This window comes from Enterobacter sp. 4974935 (genome assembly GCF_058661735.1).
Genome location: NZ_JBZWGT010000003.1, coordinates 1547183 through 1565480, shown reverse-complemented (window position 1 = coordinate 1565480; position 18298 = coordinate 1547183). Strand labels below are relative to the sequence as shown.

Annotated in this window: 20 protein-coding genes; 6 read left to right on the top strand and 14 right to left on the bottom strand. The window is 52.9% G+C overall.

Annotation, left to right across the window (positions count from 1 at the left end):
* Positions 1-2 precede the first annotated feature (2 nt).
* From motB to flhD, 4 genes are all read right to left on the bottom strand, one after another.
* Positions 3-932, bottom strand: a complete 930-nt coding sequence (gene motB, locus AC4OVS_RS08630; protein ID WP_022648511.1) for a flagellar motor protein MotB — start codon at positions 930-932, stop codon at positions 3-5.
* A complete protein-coding gene (gene motA, locus AC4OVS_RS08625; protein ID WP_003859696.1) occupies positions 929-1816 on the bottom strand; it encodes a flagellar motor stator protein MotA in 888 nt (295 codons plus the stop codon). Before motA ends, motB begins: the two co-directional genes overlap by 4 nt.
* A gap of 123 nt (positions 1817-1939) precedes the next feature.
* Complete coding sequence (gene flhC / locus AC4OVS_RS08620; RefSeq protein ID WP_022648512.1) at positions 1940-2518, bottom strand: flagellar transcriptional regulator FlhC; 579 nt, start codon at positions 2516-2518, stop codon at positions 1940-1942.
* A 2-nt stretch (positions 2519-2520) separates the two neighbouring features.
* A complete protein-coding gene (gene flhD, locus AC4OVS_RS08615; protein WP_003859693.1) occupies positions 2521-2871 on the bottom strand; it encodes a flagellar transcriptional regulator FlhD in 351 nt (116 codons plus the stop codon).
* 796 nt (positions 2872-3667) lie between these two features.
* On the opposite strand from flhD, the gene uspC reads away from it, so the two are divergent.
* Positions 3668-4096: a universal stress protein UspC gene (gene uspC, locus AC4OVS_RS08610; RefSeq protein WP_022648513.1), complete on the top strand. Its 429-nt coding sequence runs from the start codon at positions 3668-3670 to the stop codon at positions 4094-4096.
* Positions 4097-4111: 15 nt separating this feature from the next.
* Here the strand turns inward: uspC and otsA are convergent, their stop codons facing one another.
* The 6 genes from otsA to AC4OVS_RS08580 form a co-directional block, all read right to left on the bottom strand.
* Entirely contained in the window at positions 4112-5536 is a 1425-nt protein-coding gene (gene otsA / locus AC4OVS_RS08605) for an alpha,alpha-trehalose-phosphate synthase (protein WP_022648514.1), read from the bottom strand.
* Positions 5511-6314: a trehalose-phosphatase gene (gene otsB / locus AC4OVS_RS08600; RefSeq protein WP_022648515.1), complete on the bottom strand. Its 804-nt coding sequence runs from the start codon at positions 6312-6314 to the stop codon at positions 5511-5513. Before otsB ends, otsA begins: the two co-directional genes overlap by 26 nt.
* Before the next feature lie 153 nt (positions 6315-6467).
* Complete coding sequence (araH, locus tag AC4OVS_RS08595; RefSeq protein ID WP_022648516.1) at positions 6468-7448, bottom strand: arabinose ABC transporter permease AraH; 981 nt, start codon at positions 7446-7448, stop codon at positions 6468-6470.
* Positions 7449-7462: 14 nt separating this feature from the next.
* Positions 7463-8977, bottom strand: coding sequence for an L-arabinose ABC transporter ATP-binding protein AraG (gene araG, locus AC4OVS_RS08590; protein WP_023300465.1), 1515 nt, complete (start codon positions 8975-8977; stop codon positions 7463-7465).
* Between the two features lie 71 nt (positions 8978-9048).
* Complete coding sequence (araF, locus tag AC4OVS_RS08585; RefSeq protein ID WP_063151904.1) at positions 9049-10038, bottom strand: arabinose ABC transporter substrate-binding protein AraF; 990 nt, start codon at positions 10036-10038, stop codon at positions 9049-9051.
* 315 nt (positions 10039-10353) lie between these two features.
* The gene (locus AC4OVS_RS08580; RefSeq protein ID WP_491922756.1) at positions 10354-10911 is read right to left on the bottom strand and encodes a DJ-1/PfpI family protein; all 558 of its coding nucleotides are present in this window, start codon (positions 10909-10911) and stop codon (positions 10354-10356) included.
* A 504-nt stretch (positions 10912-11415) separates the two neighbouring features.
* Between AC4OVS_RS08580 and AC4OVS_RS08575 the strand changes: the two genes are divergently transcribed.
* A complete protein-coding gene (locus AC4OVS_RS08575; protein WP_022648520.1) occupies positions 11416-11919 on the top strand; it encodes a non-heme ferritin-like protein in 504 nt (167 codons plus the stop codon).
* A gap of 576 nt (positions 11920-12495) precedes the next feature.
* Positions 12496-13839 (top strand): anaerobic C4-dicarboxylate transporter, encoded by a 1344-nt coding sequence (locus AC4OVS_RS08570; protein WP_022648521.1) that lies wholly within the window; start codon positions 12496-12498, stop codon positions 13837-13839.
* A gap of 80 nt (positions 13840-13919) precedes the next feature.
* On the opposite strand, the gene AC4OVS_RS08565 is transcribed toward AC4OVS_RS08570, so the two are convergent.
* The gene (locus tag AC4OVS_RS08565) at positions 13920-14171 is read right to left on the bottom strand and encodes a DUF2766 family protein (protein ID WP_003859683.1); all 252 of its coding nucleotides are present in this window, start codon (positions 14169-14171) and stop codon (positions 13920-13922) included.
* A 106-nt stretch (positions 14172-14277) separates the two neighbouring features.
* On the bottom strand, positions 14278-14361 hold the full coding sequence (azuC, locus tag AC4OVS_RS08560) for a stress response protein AzuC (protein WP_003859682.1): 84 nt from the start codon (positions 14359-14361) through the stop codon (positions 14278-14280).
* 214 nt (positions 14362-14575) lie between these two features.
* Between azuC and AC4OVS_RS08555 the strand changes: the two genes are divergently transcribed.
* Positions 14576-15994, top strand: a complete 1419-nt coding sequence (locus AC4OVS_RS08555) for an MFS transporter (protein WP_058646925.1) — start codon at positions 14576-14578, stop codon at positions 15992-15994.
* Positions 15995-16036: 42 nt separating this feature from the next.
* Here AC4OVS_RS08555 and AC4OVS_RS08550 read toward each other — a convergent pair whose 3' ends face one another.
* On the bottom strand, positions 16037-16675 hold the full coding sequence (locus tag AC4OVS_RS08550; protein ID WP_003859680.1) for an RpiB/LacA/LacB family sugar-phosphate isomerase: 639 nt from the start codon (positions 16673-16675) through the stop codon (positions 16037-16039).
* Between the two features lie 245 nt (positions 16676-16920).
* Between AC4OVS_RS08550 and yecR the strand changes: the two genes are divergently transcribed.
* Together yecR and ftnA are read left to right on the top strand one after the other, a co-directional pair.
* The gene (gene yecR, locus AC4OVS_RS08545) at positions 16921-17259 is read left to right on the top strand and encodes a YecR family lipoprotein (RefSeq protein WP_022648524.1); all 339 of its coding nucleotides are present in this window, start codon (positions 16921-16923) and stop codon (positions 17257-17259) included.
* 200 nt (positions 17260-17459) lie between these two features.
* Positions 17460-17957, top strand: a complete 498-nt coding sequence (ftnA, locus tag AC4OVS_RS08540; protein ID WP_022648525.1) for a non-heme ferritin — start codon at positions 17460-17462, stop codon at positions 17955-17957.
* Between the two features lie 36 nt (positions 17958-17993).
* Here the strand turns inward: ftnA and AC4OVS_RS08535 are convergent, their stop codons facing one another.
* The gene (locus AC4OVS_RS08535) at positions 17994-18233 is read right to left on the bottom strand and encodes a YecH family metal-binding protein (RefSeq protein ID WP_032622412.1); all 240 of its coding nucleotides are present in this window, start codon (positions 18231-18233) and stop codon (positions 17994-17996) included.
* Positions 18234-18298: the final 65 nt, after the last annotated feature.

The window sequence follows — 18298 nt, the reverse complement described above, 5'->3', positions numbered from 1 at the left end:
TATCACCTCGGATTGGCTGGTGGCGATGTTGGAACGGCAGCCGAAGGGACGGCCCCAGGCTGTTTTAAATCGTCCAGTGACTCATTCTGACTTTCGGCGTTTTCATGCAGGATGGCCTGCTCCGCCTGCTGGTTCAGCACTAAAAGACTGATACGACGGTTGATGGCGTCATCCGGTCCGCGGTCGGTCAGGCGCATGGTTGCAGCCATGCCGACCACGCGCAGGACCTTGCCATCATCAAGCCCACCCGCCACCAGCTCGCGACGCGAGGCGTTGGCGCGATCGGCAGAAAGCTCCCAGTTGCTGTATCCCTTCTCTCCCGTGGCGTACGGGAAATCATCCGTGTGACCGGAGAGGCTAACGCGGTTCGGAATGCCGTTCAGCACCGGTGCAATCGCACGCAGAATATCGCGCATGTAGGGCTCCACGTCGGCACTGCCGGTTTTGAACATCGGTCGGTTCTGGCTGTCGATGATCTGAATACGCAGCCCTTCCTGCACCAGGTCAATTTTCAGATGCGGACGCAGCGCGCGCAATTTAGGGTCCGCCTCAATCAGCTGATCCAGGTCACCGCGCAGTTTTTTCAGGCGCGCCTGCTCCATCCGTTTTTTCAGCTCGTCGATGTTAGGCTGTTTTTTCACTTCGCCCTGCTGCTGGGTGTAATCGTCACCGCCGCCGGGGATCGGGCTGTCGCTGTTCGATATGCGCGGCCCGCCGGTGACCGCCGTCGCCAGCGGCGTTCTGAAATATTCCGCAATCTGAATAAGCTCTTTCGGGCTGGAGATGGAGATCAGCCACATCACCAGAAAGAAGGCCATCATGGCGGTCATAAAATCGGCGTACGCGATCTTCCATGAGCCGTGAGAACCGTGCCCGTGCCCCTTATGCTTGCGTTTTTTTACGATGACGATCGGATGGGACTGGTTTTTCATGCGTCCTCAGTTGTCGTCTGTTGGTTGGGGTTTTTCACCGCGCGCACATGCTCTTCCAGTTCGATAAACGACGGACGTTCGCTGGAGTAGAGCGTCTTACGGCCAAATTCAACGGCGATCGGTGGCGCATAACCGTTGAGGTTTGAGAGCAGCGTAATTTTCACGCACTGCATCATTTTGGTGGTTTCAGCGCTCTTCTGGCGCAGCACGCTCGCCAGCGGGGAGATAAAGCCGTATGCCAGTAAAATACCGAGGAACGTCCCCACCATTGCGTGGGCAATCAGGGCGCCCAGTTCAGCCGCCGGGCGATCCGCCGAGGCCAGGGCATGAACGACGCCCATGACCGCCGCCACGATACCGAACGCCGGAAGCGAGTCGCCCACCAGCGCCAGGCTGTTGGCCGGCACTTCGGATTCGCTCTCGTGGGTTTCGATCTCTTCGTCCATCAGGGCTTCAATTTCGAAGGTGTTCATGTTGCCGCTGATGATCAGTCGCAGGTAATCGACGATAAAATCGAGCATCATCGCGTCAGCCAGAATACGCGGGTAGCTGGCGAAAATTTCGCTCTCTTTCGGGTTTTCAATGTCCCGCTCCAGCGAGAACATTCCTTGCTGACGTGACTTCGCCATCAGGCGATAGAGCAGCGCCAGAAGATCCATATACATGCTTTTGGTGTATTTCGAGCGACGAAACAGCAGCGGAATCGCCTTCAGCGTGCCCTTGATCGATTTACCGTTGTTACCAACGATAAAAGCCCCTACCCCTGCACCGCCGATGATGACAAGTTCAGCCGGTTGATAGAGTGCTCCAAGGTGCCCGCCGGTCATCATGTAACCGCCGAAAACTGTACCGAGAACTACCAGGTAACCTAATAAGATAAGCACGACATCATCCTTCCGCTAGTGACTATGGCAGGACGTTCATTTCGAGCGCGTGACCTGAACGCAGGGTAAAAAAAAGCAGCGGTAATCGCTTACCGCTGCTGGAATCTTGCCCACAGGTTCGGGTTAAACAGCGTGTTCGATCTGTTCATCCAGCAGTTGTGGAATAATATCGGCAGCATCCCGGGAAAGTTTACGTCTTTTTACGGCTCGGGATGGAGGCTGGCATAAACTACAGGCGAAGCTGCCCGCAGGCTGGTGCGCGTGGGTAATAAAATTGCCGTCACAGCAGTTGCAGCGCGACAATTCAAGCATTCCGCTTTCAACAAAACGCACCAGCGTCCAGGCGCGGGTCAGCGCCAGCAGGGGTCCCTGTTCCTGCTGCGGGCATTGCTCAAGGTAAAGTTTGTAGGCTTTAATCACGGCATCCACGCCGCTGCATAAGCCCGTTTTAAGCAGGTACTGCCAGGCGTTACAGAACATGGAAGCATGGATGTTCTGCTCCCAGGTCATGAACCAGTCAGTCGAAAACGGCAGCATGCCTTTTGGCGGTGGGCTACCACGCAATTCTTTATACAGCTTGATCAAACGACCACGGCTCAGTTGCGTCTCGCTTTCCAGCATTTGTAAACGCGCACCCAGCGTGATGAGTTCCATTGCCAGCTGGATATCACGGGCTTCCTGAACAATGCTTTTTTCGCTCATTGTTAAGCCCTTTTCTTCCGGGCTACGTCGTCAGGCTGGCTGATTTCGTTGAGCAGGCGGGTGGAGAGAAGAATACCGGTGTGGATCTGTTGCAGATCGTCCACGCGGGATTCCTGAGTCAGACGCGTAATGGTCTGCGGGTTATCGAAACGGAACTGGCAGACAAGCTGATTGGTTTCAGCCAGCTTGACCATCTGCGGAAGTGTTAATCCCCCCAGCATGGTTGCCATCTCTTCGTTAACACCCAGACGAAACATCGCTGACGGTTTGTCCTGACTAATCAAACGCTGCGCGAGCAATAAATACGACAAATTGATGTCGTAAATATGTTTTAGCAACTCGGATGTATGCATTTTTCCCATCCCGAATAACCAACTATTATTTTTATGCGGAAAGACCGCACCCCGTGATGTCGCCGGGAAATCACCCGGTATAAAAAGAAAAGGCCAAATGCATAGTTGAATTTAGGTTTGTACGTCGTAAAGCGCGTGACCGGTTAACATGGCCAAAATGTCGGTTACACATTTTATCTTTTCTTACAAATAACTAAGATTTTTCCTAATTCGACGCAAACTCTACTCGTCAGTTTTGACACATACAATGCAGCCCCCCCTGGAATTTAAAAAAAATGTGATCTGCGTCACATAATTTACGCGAATGTAACCCATAAATCCATCAGCGTGACTTGTAATTTGGGTGTTTTTTATCCAACCCAAGCTTGTTTATATTCTTCAGGAACGAATACTCATGCATCCGGACGGGGGAATTGGGTCTGGGAAATGTAAAGACAGGGCAAATCCGCATTGATCTGCTATGGGGAAAACTTCACGTTGAAACTACCATTAATTAATAAAGTAAAAACAGGGGGTTAACGCTGGCAACACAAAAATCAGTTTCGTTGCGTAACGATCTACGCCGGGTTGATGATGAGTTAAGGCGAGTTAACCACCCGGAAGGGAAAATGTGTAATTTACGTTAAGCTGTTAATTTTTTTCATTTAGGCCATCTTTTCAGTTATTCTTCTTATAAGAATAATTAATGAATAATTATGATAAGCTTCACACTAATGACGCATTCACCTCTTGCAGTAATGGCAGTTTCGCGGTAAAGCTGGGGAAACTTGTCATTCTGACATCAAAGGAGTGCGTGATGAGTTACTCCCATCTGCTTGTTTCAGTTGCTGTTTCTCCCGAAAGCCACCAGCTTGTCGCCCGAGCCGTATCCATCGCCCGCCCCGCCAATGCCCGCATCAGCCTGATCACGCTGGCTGCAGAACCCGAAATGTATAATCAGCTGGCTGCGCCGATGCTGGAAGATATACGTGAGGTATTGCAGGAGGAAACGCACCAATTCCTGCAAGAGTTAGTGGAGAGGGCAGACTATCCGATTCATCAGACCGTTATCGCGACCGGTGAATTAAGCGCGCATATACTCGACATCTGTCAGAAAGAGAATATTGACCTGGTTATTTGCGGAAATCATAACCAGAGTTTTTTTTCTCGTGCGGCATGCTCGGCAAAATCTATCGTTTCGTCAAGCCAGGTTGATGTCCTGCTGGTGCCTCTTGGGGGCAATTAATGCCCCCGGAGAAAATCAGGCGAGTTTAGGGAAGGTCGCGATCTTTTTTTGCAGATCACCTTCCTGACTTTGCGGCTGGATCGCGCGCAAATCGTCAATAAAACGCGCCTGCCAGCGGTTAATATCATTCTTCATGATGGTCTCCATCATTTCCGAATGGCGTGAAATACGTTCCGCAAGCGGCATAGTTAACGCACGGTTCAGGGCATTTGCCACGTCATCGCGATCGTAAGGGTTTACAATCAGCGCTGAGGTTAACTCGTTTGCCGCACCGGCAAATTGAGACAGCACCAGCACACCCGGGTCAGCAGGATCTTGTGCTGCAACATACTCTTTTGCCACCAGATTCATCCCGTCGCGCAGGGGCGTGACCAGCCCGACGTCCGCATAGCGGAACACTTTCATCAGAATTTTGCGCTCAAAGTGCTGATTCAAATAGAAAAGTGGTGTCCAGCCAAGCTGCCCGTAGCGCCCGTTGATGCGCCCTGCTTCGGTCTCAAGCTGGTGACGGATATCCTGATAGGCCTGAACCTCACCGCGCGAGGTCGGCGCTATCTGGGTATAACGAATCTTGCCGTGATGCTGCGGGAATTTTTCCAGCAGGGTTTCGTACGCGAGGAATCGCTCCGGCAACCCTTTGGAATAATCAAGTCGTTCAACCGAAAAGATATTCTTAACGTGCTTGAGTTCATCCTTAAGCTGGGCAAGCTTCGGAGGCAATGGACCGGAGGCCTGCTCGGCAATTTCGTCTGGCTCAATACCAATCGGGTAGACCTCGGTGTGGAAATTACGTCCCCACGCGGTGTGAGATTTGCCGCCGTGAGTAACCAGTCGGGTTTTACCGGACACGCTGTCGAGGAAGGCCAGCCTGTCGTTTTCCGTCTGGAAACCGAGCAGGTCGTAATCGGACAGCGCCTCAAGGATCTCTTCATGCTGCGGCAGTGCCGTGAAAATCTCCGGCGTCGGGAAAGGAATGTGCAGGAAAAAACCGATTCGGTTATTCACACCACGTTTTCGCAGTTCCCTAGCGAAAGGCAGCAGATGGTAATCGTGGATCCATAAAATATCGTCTTCTTCGATCAGCGGCAGCAGTTTATCTGCCAGCAGCGCATTAACGCGCATATAGCCTTCATAGGATTCACGCTGGAATTTCACCAGGTCCAGACGATAGTGAAACGCTGGCCACAGCACGGCGTTTGAGAACTCGGAATAATATTCATCATAGTCCTTCTCACTGAGTGCGAAGGAAGCCCACGTGATATTGCCCCGTGACACCTTTTTAAGCGGTTTCTCATCATTACTGATTTCCCCGCTCCAGCCAAACCAGAGACCACCCGCGGCTTTGAGGGCACCTAATACCCCGACCGCCAGGCCACCGGCACTGGCTTTTTTATCATCCGGCGGTGCGATGCGATTAGAGACGACGACTAAGCGACCCATAATGATTTCTCCCGTTGTTTTGCGCTATTTGTTGTTGTTGCTGGTTAGCGACATCAGATATCCACTGCCAGACGCTGGCGACGTTTTCCAGCCGCCATCCGGCAACGGTTTCACCCGGCCCTACCTTGACAGACATGCCACTGGCCTGGTTTACCACGCTGAACCCGGCCTCGTCGGTCAGGTCATCCCCAAAAAATACTGGCGTACGCCCTTTAAACGGCGCTTCCGCCATAAACGCTGCAATAGCAGCGCCTTTATTAATTCCTGCTGGTTTAATCTCGACCACACATTTACCGGGCTGTAACGCCAGCTCCGGATGGGCTTCCGCCACGCTTCTTGCTACCGAAAAGATCGCCGCCTCATGGTGAGGCGCCTGACGGTAGTGCAGCGCAAAGGCCATGCCTTTGGCTTCCAGTTCCGTACCGGGAAGCAGTTCCAGAGCAGAAGAGAGTTGCGCATGCAGCGCCTGAACCAGCGTATCGGGGAGTGAAACTATATGCAGTTGATCATGGATATCGCGGCGCTCCGCTCCGTGCACACCGGCCAGCGGAAAGTGATAAGGACTGGCGAGCACATCCAGCTCGGCCATTGAGCGCCCTGAAATCAATGCCAGTGCCCCCTCGTTCTGTCGGGAGAGCTGCTGCAAATTCTCTAACACCAGATCCGGTACAACGACGTCGTCAGGATGCGGTTCAATTCCGGCGAGCGTCCCGTCGAGGTCAAAAAAGAAAGCAAATTTTCCGGGCAGTACAGGCGGTGCGGTTAACAAGTCAGCCACCCTAATCCTCCTTACAGTGAACAAAACAGCCATGTAAGTATAGACAGTGTGACGGCGCTCGCCATTTAGCAACCGGCCCGTCAGCATAACTGGCGGGCCGGTCAGGGAGTCAACTATGGTTAATAGTTGAGCAGATAAGTGGCTAAAAATAAATCAGACGGTACGCTTCGCTTTTTGCTTGTAACGGTCGAAGATCACTGCTGCCAGCAGGATCAGGCCGCGTACGACGTACTGAGAGAACGGAGAAATATTAAGCAGGTTCATGGCGTTCTCCACGGTCCCCAGAATCAGGATCCCCGCCACCACATATGAGATTTTTCCGATGCCGCCCTTGAGGGATACGCCCCCCAATACGCAGGCTGAAATGACAATCAGCTCATAACCGATAGAGGTCATTGGCTGGCCGCTGGTCATACGCGACGCCAGAATAATCCCCGCCGCTGCCGACACCAGCCCGGAAAGCACGAAGATAATGATCTTGGTCCGTACGACCGGGACACCCGCCAGACGCGCCGCTTCCTCGTTCCCGCCAATCGCCAGGGTATTACGACCAAAGGTGGTGCGGTTAAGCAGGAAACCAAACAGGATCAGACAGGCTACCGTCAGCCAGATAGGCGCAGGCAAGCCCAGCCAGTTGGCATAGCCCAGCGTAAAGAAGCGCTCGTCTTCAATCCCCACCGCCTTACCGTCGGAGATGATATAGGCCAGACCGCGCACGATTTGCATGGTCGCAAGCGTCGTGATCAGGGCGTTAATCTTCAGGCGCGCAATCACAAAGCCGTTCACCAGACCGCTCAGCACGCCGAGCATCAGCCCCGCCAGCACGCCGATCCACAGGCTTTCGGTCATATTGATCACCACGGCAGTGGTGACCCCGGCACAGGCAATCACCGAGGCGACCGACAGGTCAAAATCGCCGGAGGCCAGGCAGAATAGCATTCCGCAGGCCACCATGCCGGACATGGAGATGGCCAGCCCCAGCCCCTTCATGTTGATGAAGGTCGCGAAGTTTGGCACAAAAATCGCGCACGCAACGAACAGGGCGGCAAAAACCACCAACATGCCGTACTGGTCCCAGATGCGGCCAAAACTGAAAGCCGACTTCGGCGCTCCGGATGTAGTAACAGAGGACATCATTGACTCCTTACTCAGGCGACAGCCTGGCTAACTTTAGGCATGGCGAGACTCAACGCCTGTTGTTCATTCGCCTGTTCATGCAGCAATTCACCGGCAATTTCGCCTTCACGCATTACTACAATGCGGTCGGCGACGCCCAGCACCTCGGGCAGATCGCTGGAGGCGAACAGCACCGCCACGCCGCGTTTTGCCAGCTCATAGATGACGTTATAGATTTCGTGTTTCGCCCCCACGTCGATACCGCGCGTTGGTTCATCCAATAAAATGACCTTCATGTCTTCCGACAGCCAGCGCCCCAGAATGGCTTTTTGCTGGTTGCCGCCGGACAAATTCATGATCAGCTGTTCAGCCCCGGGAGTTTTGATGTTCAGCGAACGGATATGGTGATCAGCGTTGCGCGCCTCCCAGCCGTCGTTAATCAGACATCCCGCGCGGATGAACTTGCGCCGGGCAGAGATGTTGATGTTGTCGCGCACCGAGTGCACTGGAATAATGCCTTCGGCCTTTCGATCCTCCGGACAGAGCATGATGCCCGCGTTAATCGCCTGCGCAGGCTTCTGTATATCGACCTTTTTCCCGTCGACGAAGACCTGGCCCTGGGTAATGCGCGTCCCGCCAAACAGCCCTTTCATCAGCTCGCTGCGCCCTGCCCCGACAAGGCCAAACAGCCCGACGATTTCGCCGCTGCGCACCGAGAGTGAAATAGGTGTGCGCACGCCTGGGGCTTTAACGCTATCCAGACGCAGACGCTCAGGGCCGTACTCGCGCGGCTTCCAGTGGTAAATATCCCCCAGATCGCGCCCGACCATCGCCTGCACCAGCTGGTCATGATTGACCTGCTGCATATCGGTGAAGGTGCGCACGTAGCGGCCATCCTTAAACACGGTGATGGCATCGCTTAAGGCAAAAATCTCTTCCATACGGTGGGAGACGTACAGAATGATGCGGCCCTCTTTGCGCAGCTCGCGGATCACGCGAAAGAGGTTTTCAATTTCACGCGCCGAGAGCGAGCTGGTTGGCTCGTCAAAAGCGATGATCTTGGCGTTACGTGCCAGCGCTTTGGCAATTTCCACCATCTGCCACTGGCCGATGGAGAGATACTTAAGGGGCGTTTGCGGATCGACATCCAGCCCAAGGTGCCTGAGCTGCAAGCCCGCTTCATAGTTGAGCAGCGAGCGGTTGACCACGCCGCTTTTATGCGGAAGCTGGCCCAGGTAGATGTTCTCCGCCACGGTCATTTCAGGAATGAGATGCAGCTCCTGATAGATGATGGCGACGCCCGCGTTTAACGCTGCCGTGGTATCGGCAAAGGCCACCTCTTCGCCGCGAATGGCCAGCGTGCCGGTGGTGGGCGTGTAGTTGCCGCTGAGAATTTTTAGCAGCGTGGATTTTCCCGCGCCGTTCTCCCCCATCAGGGCATGAACCTGACCGGCATAGCAGTCGAAGCTGATATCGGTCAGCGCGTTTACGCCGGGGAATGTTTTACCGATGCCGCGGAAAGAGAGATACGGATCAGACTGTTGCATAACGACTCCGTGATTCCTGTAGTGTGTACGTCAGGCCCCTCACGGCGTGTGAGGGGCGCAATCACAGCGTATTACTTACCGCCCAGTCCTTTTTTCGCCAGCTCCTCTTTGAAATTATCGCGGGTGATCAGCACCACATCAGTTACTTCGGTGAATTTCGGCGGCTCAACCCCCTTGGTCACCCAGTTGTAAAGCATTTCGCTGGATTTATAGCCGTGGACATCCGGGCTTGGCAGCAGAGAGCCGTAGAAGCCGGTCGCCTGCGCTTTAGACAGTTCGCTCACGGCGTCCACGCCGTTGATGCCGATCCCGATAATGTCCGGTGCTTTAAAGCCCTGGCCTTCCGTTGCACGCACGCCGCCCAGCACGGTGTTATCGTTCATCCCCACCACCAGCCAGTGTTTCACCTCCGGATGCTGGACGAGCATGGAGTTCGCCGCATCAAAGGCGCCCGGGATATCGTTGGATTTGGTCGGGACTTTGTAGATTTGTTTTTCCGGGAAGCCAGCCGCTTTTAGGGCTTCCATGGAGCCCGTGGTACGACGACGGGCGGTATCCAGCTCGTCAGCGGTAATCGCCATCACGGCGGTCTCTTTTACATCCCAGCCGCGTTTTTGCATCTCTTTATAGAGCTCCTGGCCCTGACGCTCGCCGATTTTGGTGGCCGCCATCATCACCAGCGGAACGGTATCCATCGGTTTGCCTTTGGCATTCACGAACTGATCGTCCACCGCAATCACTTTCATGTCATAACCGCGCGCTTTCGCGGCAATCGCTGAACCCAGCTTTGGATCCGGCGTACAGATAACGAAACCTTTCGCGCCGCTCGCCGCCAGGCTATCAATGGCGTTAAGCGTTTTCTCGCCGTCAGGTACGGCGATTTTAATTACCTCAAATCCCAAATCTTTTCCGGCTTTATCAGCAAATTTCCATTCGGTCTGGAACCACGGTTCTTCCGGCTGTTTAACCAGAAAACCGAGCTTTAAATTTTCAGCGATAGCGGATTGTGACATAACGGCAGCCAGGCCGATGGCCGCCAGCGCTTTAGTAAATTTGTGCATGGTAAACTCCAGCTTTAGCATTCTTATCTGTAGGGAATAATGGCGAACAACTTATTTAATCGGACTTAAAACAAGGCATTAGCGCTTACCTCGTCATAAGCGTTATTGCTGGTGATAGTTTTAGCGGGAAATTAATTATCCATAAGAGAGCGACATCACACCGCAGAATTACAGTAATTGCGTACATAAATTCAGCGGAAAATGACATAAAAAAGGACGTAATTGTCCTACAAATGGAAAGAAGTTAAGCAGGATTATCCATAAGGTCAGCTAAGAAATCCCTGTAACCCGGACGCCGTAGCGTCCGGTAGAAATTTACCAGCGGTAATAGATGTGTTCAGCATGATCGCGCACGGGGGCATCGTCGCCCAACAGACGCGCAGAGAGCGTCAGCGCAAAGTCAAAAGCGTGCCCCAGTCCCTTGCCGCTGATGAGGTTGTTATCCTCCACCACCGGCGCATCTACATATACTCCATCATCAACGGTCTGCCACAGATCGCCGGAACAGACGTAGCGCCGCCCCTTCAGTAGCCCGTTTGCGCCCAGCACCCGCGCGGCCGCAGAGCAGATCGGGCAGATGAGTTTGCCGTGCTCGTCATGCGCGGAAACAAAGCGTATCACCTCCTGGTTAGCCGCAAGATTGATACTCCCCTGCGGCCCACCGGGTAACACGACCGCGTCATACAGCGTATTAATACGTTCCGTAAATGTACTGTCAGCCACCATGGGGATATTGTGGTAACTCACTACCGTACGGGACTCCGCGCAGGCCAGCGTTTCCACCTCAATCTGCAAGCGACGCAGGATATCGACTGTGATAATCGCTTCTGCTTCTTCAAAACCAGGTGCCAGCAGCACCGCAACTTTTGTCATCATAAACCTCTACGGGTGAAAAGATATAAAACATCGTTTCATTTTCCAGATTTGTTAGATAACAATCTTACGACGCGATCACAGAACCGTATATTATGTGAAAATTGATTTAGCTCAAATTTGCTACAGCAGGATATATTTGCAGTTATTATTTCTGATTTAACACTTTCACAGAATTTCCCGCCACAGAAGGTTTCCTGAAACGATAAAAATGGGAAGCACTGATTTTAATATCATTAAAATCATATAGATAAAAAATATTATATCTCGTCACCTGTTTTCTGTTCTGCGCTATATTTAAATTTGTAATGTATGGTAAACACAGCCCAACTAAGAGTTTTCTTAATTCCAAGAGAAGCGTATGCTTATTTAAATCGAACACAGGACGTGAATTTTCGAGTTTGTTTACCTTGCAGAAATCTTTTTCTGTTATTCAATCGTCAGTACCTGCCGGGTCAGGTTTCGTAGCGGACATCAAGTCCCACAGTCAATAAGGATATGAGTATGACTACCCAAACGATGATGCAAAAACTGAATGCCCAGATGAACCTGGAGTTTTATGCTTCAAATCTGCATCTGCATTTGAGCGCCTGGTGTTCCAGAAAAAGCCTCAACGGCACTGCCACCTTCTTTCGTACTCAGGCGCAAAGTAACGTCACGCACATGATGCGTGTCTTTAACTTTTTGAAAGCCATCGGCGCCAATCCCACAGTCAAAGAGCTTGAAACGATTGAAGATAATTACTCCTCTCTGGAGGAACTGTTCCAGAAAACGCTTGAAGAGTATGAGCAACGCTGTACAAAGCTGAACAAGCTGGCCGATGAAGCCAAAGCGCAACAGGACATCATTACCCTCAAGTTTTTACGTGATATGGACAGAGAGCAGCAGCAGGATGGCATGCTGCTGAAAACGCTCGCAGACGAAATCCGCAACGCGAAACGCGCGGGGATCTGTCTGGAGCAGACGGACCGCCATCTTCTCGACATAGCTACCGTGCAACACCACTAAGTCCTTCACCCGCTCCCGTCAGAGCTGAGAGTTCCCCACAAAATAATGCCTGCACAGACGGCCCCCTCTCCCTTGAGGGAGAGGGCTGGGGTGAGGGGGAACATACGGCTCTGGTGGTCATTCCGTTCACTTTATGTTCCTTGCTACTCTGTCACGGCATAACCGGTGAACGTGCCAGGGTGGCTCAGTCGCCACCACCCTGGCGACCCGGGCTTCCGGCGGAAAATCGCCGCTTCGCTGTACCTTCGGCTTATTCCTTCCGGCTTATCGGGGACGGGCGGAGGTAACATCCCTGTAAAGCCCGCCCTCTCGGCGCATCCCTGCGCCTCGCCCCGGCCTACAGGAAACGCCTCAGCGATTTACAGCCGGACCGAGGCATCGCTGAAAGCCTTCAGTTATTCTGAAGGCAACGTTATCGCTTTTGCTTTCAAATTACTGGGGATCCCTCAGCCCGTCAGGGAGTGGGTGCCAACTCCCTGCTTTTGCTGACATTTAACAAATCAGATCTTGCTCCCAATGAATAACCACACATCGTGTAATGATTTGTTTAATTACATTCATTTACGAGGGAGCATCATGATCACCATTGAGTTTATTGTCATTATCCTCTGCCTGCTGGTAGGTACCCGCTTCGGCGGGATGGGCCTGGGGCTGATAAGCGGCATCGGCCTGTTTATTTTGAGTTTTGTCTTTGGTCTGCAACCCGGTAAACCGCCGGTTGACGTGATGCTCACGATCCTCGCCGTCATCGGCTGCGCGGCAACACTACAGACCGCCGGTGGCCTGAACGTGATGATGCAATTCGCAGAGCGCCTGCTGCGAAAACATCCCCAGCACATCACCCTTCTCGCGCCGTTTACCACCTGGATGTTGACCTTTCTCTGCGGGACCGGCCACGTCGTCTACACTATGTTTCCCATTATCGCGGATATCGCCCTGAAAAAAGGCATTCGCCCGGAACGGCCGATGGCGGTGGCCTCGGTGGCCTCACAGATGGCGATCACCGCCTCCCCCGTTTCCGTGGCCGTCGTTTCGCTGGTCTCAATTCTGGGTGCGCAGCACGGTATCGGCCACGCGTGGGGGATCCTCGAAATCCTCGCCGTTTCCGTACCGGCCTCACTGTCTGGCGTCGCCATTGCGGCACTGTGGAGCCTGCGCCGGGGGAAAAACCTCGCAGACGATCCTGAATTTCAGGAAAAGCTGAAAGATCCGAAACAGCGTGAGTTTATCTATGGGGGAACGGAGACGTTGATGGATCAGCGTTTCCCTAAACAGGCCTACTGGTCAACGTGGATCTTCTTCGCCGGGATTGCGGTTGTGGTCCTGCTGGGTGCGTTGCCCGAGTTGCGTCCGGCGTTTGAGATCAAAGGCAAAATGACGGCCCTGTCGATGAACCTTGTCATTCAAATGATGATGCTTATTGCCGGGGCCATCATGCTGATGACCTGTAAGGTTAATGCGTCGGCCATTTCAAACGGAGCGGTATTTAAGGCGGGGATGGTCGCCATCTTCTCGGTGTTTGGCGTGGCATGGATGAGCGATACCTTTTTCCAGGCGCATCTCGACGAACTGAAAATGGCACTGGAGGGGGTAGTGAAGAGTCATCCCTGGACGTATGCCATCGTGTTGTTTCTGGTGTCGAAACTGGTCAACAGCCAGGCCGCGGCCTTAACCGCAGTCGCCCCGATGGGGTTGATGTTAGGCATCGATCCGAAAATGCTGGTGGCCTTCTTCCCGGCCTCCTACGGCTACTTTGTGCTGCCCACCTATCCGAGCGATCTGGCCTGTATTGGATTCGATCGCTCCGGCACCACCCGCATCGGTAAATTCATCATCAACCACAGCTTTATTCTGCCGGGCCTGATTGGCGTCAGCTGTGCCTGCGTGGTGAGCTATCTGCTGGTGCAGACGTTCTTTTGAGCCTTCTGTGGGCGACAGACTCTGTCGCCCTTCGACGTAAAATCAGAAAACGGTTTCTAATTTTAAAACATCGGTTTATTTTAATGTGACTCACCCTGCGGCGTGAAGCGCAGTTCAATCAGCGCGATCGCTTTCTGGATCGCGCGGAGCGTAACCGGGTCCGCCGCAGCAGGATGATTGGTGAAATCGATGTTTTTTAGCTGGGTCGACATCTTTTCGCGTACCTCAACCGGCGCGATAACGTCAATCACATCAAGGATTTGTTTGATAACCAGCTGGCAGGCGACGACGTCAGATACCAGTTCCTGATCGGCGCTCAGGTTTTGTGACATGGGGTTCTCCTTATTCAAAGGCCGCCATAGTAGCAAAACAGACGCCCTTCCATCTCCCTCTCGTCGTCCGCAGACATAAAAAAACCTGCCGAAGCAGGTTTTTTTATCAGAACATCGCACCCGGTGGGACGTCTTTAAACGTTGTGCAGTAGTTAGCCCACATGCTTTTCAGGATTTTGCGCAGTTTCATTATGTTGCTCCAGTAACGTGTTATGCAGGTGTTATTATCAATACGCTTATAATATGACCGCCATCACAAAAATCAACCATTTTGTGACCTGCATCACGGTTAATAAACCCTCAGTGCTGCCGGTTTGTTAAAAAAAGGCACGATAAATCCGCACGTTACAGACTTATAAATTCCAGTAAATTTTTATAAAATTTTTTGAGCGGGCAGGAAGAGAATGAGTGAAAACGTATCCGGCAAAGAGAGCCGTGGATTATCGCCTGCGGCACTGCTGGTGGCCGGTGCTTTCTTTATGGAGTTTCTGGACGGGACGGTGATCGCCACCGCATTGCCGGATATGTCAAAAAGCTTCGGCGTACAGGCCGTGGATCTGAATATCGGCATCAGCGCCTACCTGATCACCCTTGCCGTGCTGATCCCCGCCAGCGGCTGGATCGCCGACCGCTTCGGCGCGCGAAAAGTATTTGCCCTCGCGCTGGCGATCTTCACGCTGGCCTCGGTATTTTGCGGCCTGTCCACCACGCTCGAGGAGTTTGTCGCAATGCGCGTCTTCCAGGGCATGGGTGGCGCGCTGATGGTGCCTGTGGGTCGCCTGGCCGTGTTACGTACAACGCCAAAGCATCAGCTCATCACGGCAATCGCCACCCTGACGTGGCCTGCGCTGGTCGCGCCGATCATCGGCCCGCCGCTGGGCGGGTTCATTACAAGCTATGCCGACTGGCGCTGGATCTTCTTTATTAATGTGCCGCTGGGGATAATCGCCATTTTGCTGGCACTGCGAATCATTCCGGACCTGCATGAAGATACGCGCCGACCGTTTGACTTGCCGGGTTTTGTGGTCACCACCCTTGCCATGGTGAGCCTGGTTTATGCGATGGAGTTGATGGGCGCAGAGCCTCTGCGGACAGGATTAACCGCCACGCTGTTTATCGTCGGTGTCGCCGCGTTGAGCCTGGCGCTGCGCCACTTTAAGCGGGCAACCTGGCCGATGATCAGGCTCGATGCGATGCAAGTGCCGACGTTTCGCGTCACCCTGTACGGCGGATCGCTGTTTCGCGCCTCCATCAGCGCGGTTCCGTTCCTGTTACCGCTGATGTTCCAGGTCGGCTTTGGCATGGACGCGTTCCATTCTGGCCTGCTGGTGCTGGCCGTTTTCGTAGGCAATCTCACCATTAAACCGGCAACGACGCCCCTGATCCGCAGCCTGGGGTTTAAGCGGCTGTTGCTGATTAACGGTTCACTGAATGTCCTGGCGCTGCTGGCCTGCGCCTTTCTTACGCCGCAGACTCCTGTGTGGCTCGTCATGCTGATCCTCTATCTGGGTGGCGTTTTTCGTTCGATCCAGTTTACAGCCATCAGTACGCTGGCCTTTGCGGATGTACCCTCGGCGCAGATGAGCTATGCCAATACGCTGTTTTCAACCGCAACGCAGCTTGCCGTGGGACTTGGGATCACGCTCGGGGCAATTGGTATTCGTATCGGGGAAAAAGTCAGTGAGACGATGGGGATTGCCGGCATGCCGGGAATGAGCTTCCGGCTGGCATTTGTGGCGATCGCGCTGATCTGCCTGGTGGGAATGGTTGACACGCTGCGTCTGACCAAAAATGCAGGCAGCGCGGTATCATCGAAAAAGTAAGGCTCTGTGCCGGGCGGGCAACGCACCGCCCGGCAAAGGAAATCAGCCAACAATACCGCGCACGAAGGCTTCGATCTCTTTGTCCTGGCAGTTCTCGAAGAAGCACTGCTGGAAGCGCTGGCCTGAGACGGCGGTTTTAACCAGCTCAGGATCGATTGCACGCAGGGTATCCAGATAGTTTTCTTTTACCACCGCCGCTTTCACCTGGTTCAGAATACCGGCGTTACGCACCTGCGGCTCCTTACGCTCTGGTGGATAGCCTTCGCCATTGCGTCCGGTAAACGCTTTCTCAAAGATAAAGCGTACGTTCAGTTCTGCCCCCCAGCCGAAGCCCTTCGCAAACGGCAGAGAAAGCGCGTTACCGTTGTTGATTTGCGCGAACAGGAAAGCATCCGCAGGATCGATGCAGTAACCGCAAATCACACCCGGATGGATGTTCAGGGACATCAACGCGCCCTGCCCGGTACCGCAGCCGGTGACAACAAAATCAACGGCTTTTGCGTTAAGCAAAATGCTCGCCATGATGCCCAGGTGAATATAAGTGAGATGATGATCGTTCTCATCACTCATACCAACGTTATAGACCGGGAAACCTTTCTCATCAGCAACGGCTTTCAGCTCATTAAGGATGATGGGATTCTTAGCGGCCTGGCTGTTTTCCATCATCAGTGCAATTTTCATCTTGTCTCTCCTGAATGCATGGCGGGCGATCCCGCTGTGGATACCTTTTCAACTTAACCTTACTATCAAACAAACGCACTTTCAAATTAAGTGAAAACTTGTTTTAAAAAACAAAGATGCGCTCACAATTTCGCTCGGTGGCCCGGCTCGTTGTACAGTGAAAGGGCAGATCCTCCGGCTATTCCGGCCATTGCGTCCCGTCGCGTTGGTTACAATGGCGTATTTCCCGTCACGCAGAGTGAAACATGAAACGTGTAATCATAGCCGGAACGATCCTGTTGCTCGCCGGGTGCAGCATCAACCGTCAGGCAGAAGTCAGTAGTACGGATGCCCCAAACGGAATTGTGCGCCTCGACTATGGCCAGACCATGCTCCAAAACGCCTGGTCTGATGACTATGTTAATAACGGTACGGCAACAAAGGCCTGCCAACGCATGGGCTACGCCTCCGCGTCAGCCTACGGGCAGCCGATTAAAACCTGCACCCTGATCAGCGGTTCACTCTGTCTGAACGAAAGTGTGACCATTCAGTATAAATGTCAGGGATATGCCGTTACCTCTTCCAGCCAGAATCCGTGGTATTAACCGCGACTGCCAGTCACGCTGGCAGTTTATTTAATAAGAACAAAAACAATTCTCATTAATAAATACAAATGGCGGCAATGCGTTTTATTCCCATTCGTATTTTTAATAAATAAATATTTATTTTACTTTTTGCAAATAATTAAATAACAAATTATAGTGTCGCTCATCGTGAACCAGAATTAATAAACCGGAGCTGCACCATGTTAAAAACTGAAATGATCGACAAGCTCAATGCGCAAATGAATCTTGAGCTATTTTCTTCCCTGCTTTATCAGCAGATGAGCGCCTGGTGCAGCTATCACAGCTTTGAAGGGGCTGCCGCCTTCCTGCGTCGTCATGCCCAGGAAGAGATGACGCACATGCAGCGTCTGTTTGATTACCTGACGGACACCGGCAGCCTGCCGCGCATTGATAACGTGGTATCGCCTTTCGCCGAGTACGGCTCTCTTGATGAACTGTTCCGTGCCACCTATGAGCACGAACAGCTGATCACCCAGAAAATAAATGAACTGGCTCATGCCGCCATGACCAGTCAGGATTATCCAACCTTTAATTTCCTTCAGTGGTATGTGGCTGAACAGCACGAAGAAGAGAAGCTGTTTAAATCCGTGCTGGATAAATTATCTCTGGCAGGTAAATCCGGGGAAGGTCTGTACTTCATTGATAAAGAGCTGTCGACGCTCGACACGCAGAATTAATAGAAAAGCGGTGCTGAGTTTTCAGCACCGCTTTATTCAATGACGGCAAATTTTACTTTCGTGCGTGGAAAATCCGTCTGCTGCCGGAATGAATTTTCCGCGCGCTGCCAGAAACGCCACCAGCTCCGCGGCTGTCATTTCCGAAGCTGAACAGGTATGGAAACGCGCCGCTTCGCCAAAGCGGGCATGTATCGCCTCAACCAGACTCTCCTTCGTATAACGCTCACCTGACTCAATCATCATATTCAGCACGTCGTGTCCGTGAATTGACATCATTACCTCTCGCAAATAAAAAGCAGACTAAATGCTCCCTCCACGGCACGCTTTGCGCTGGCGCAGGT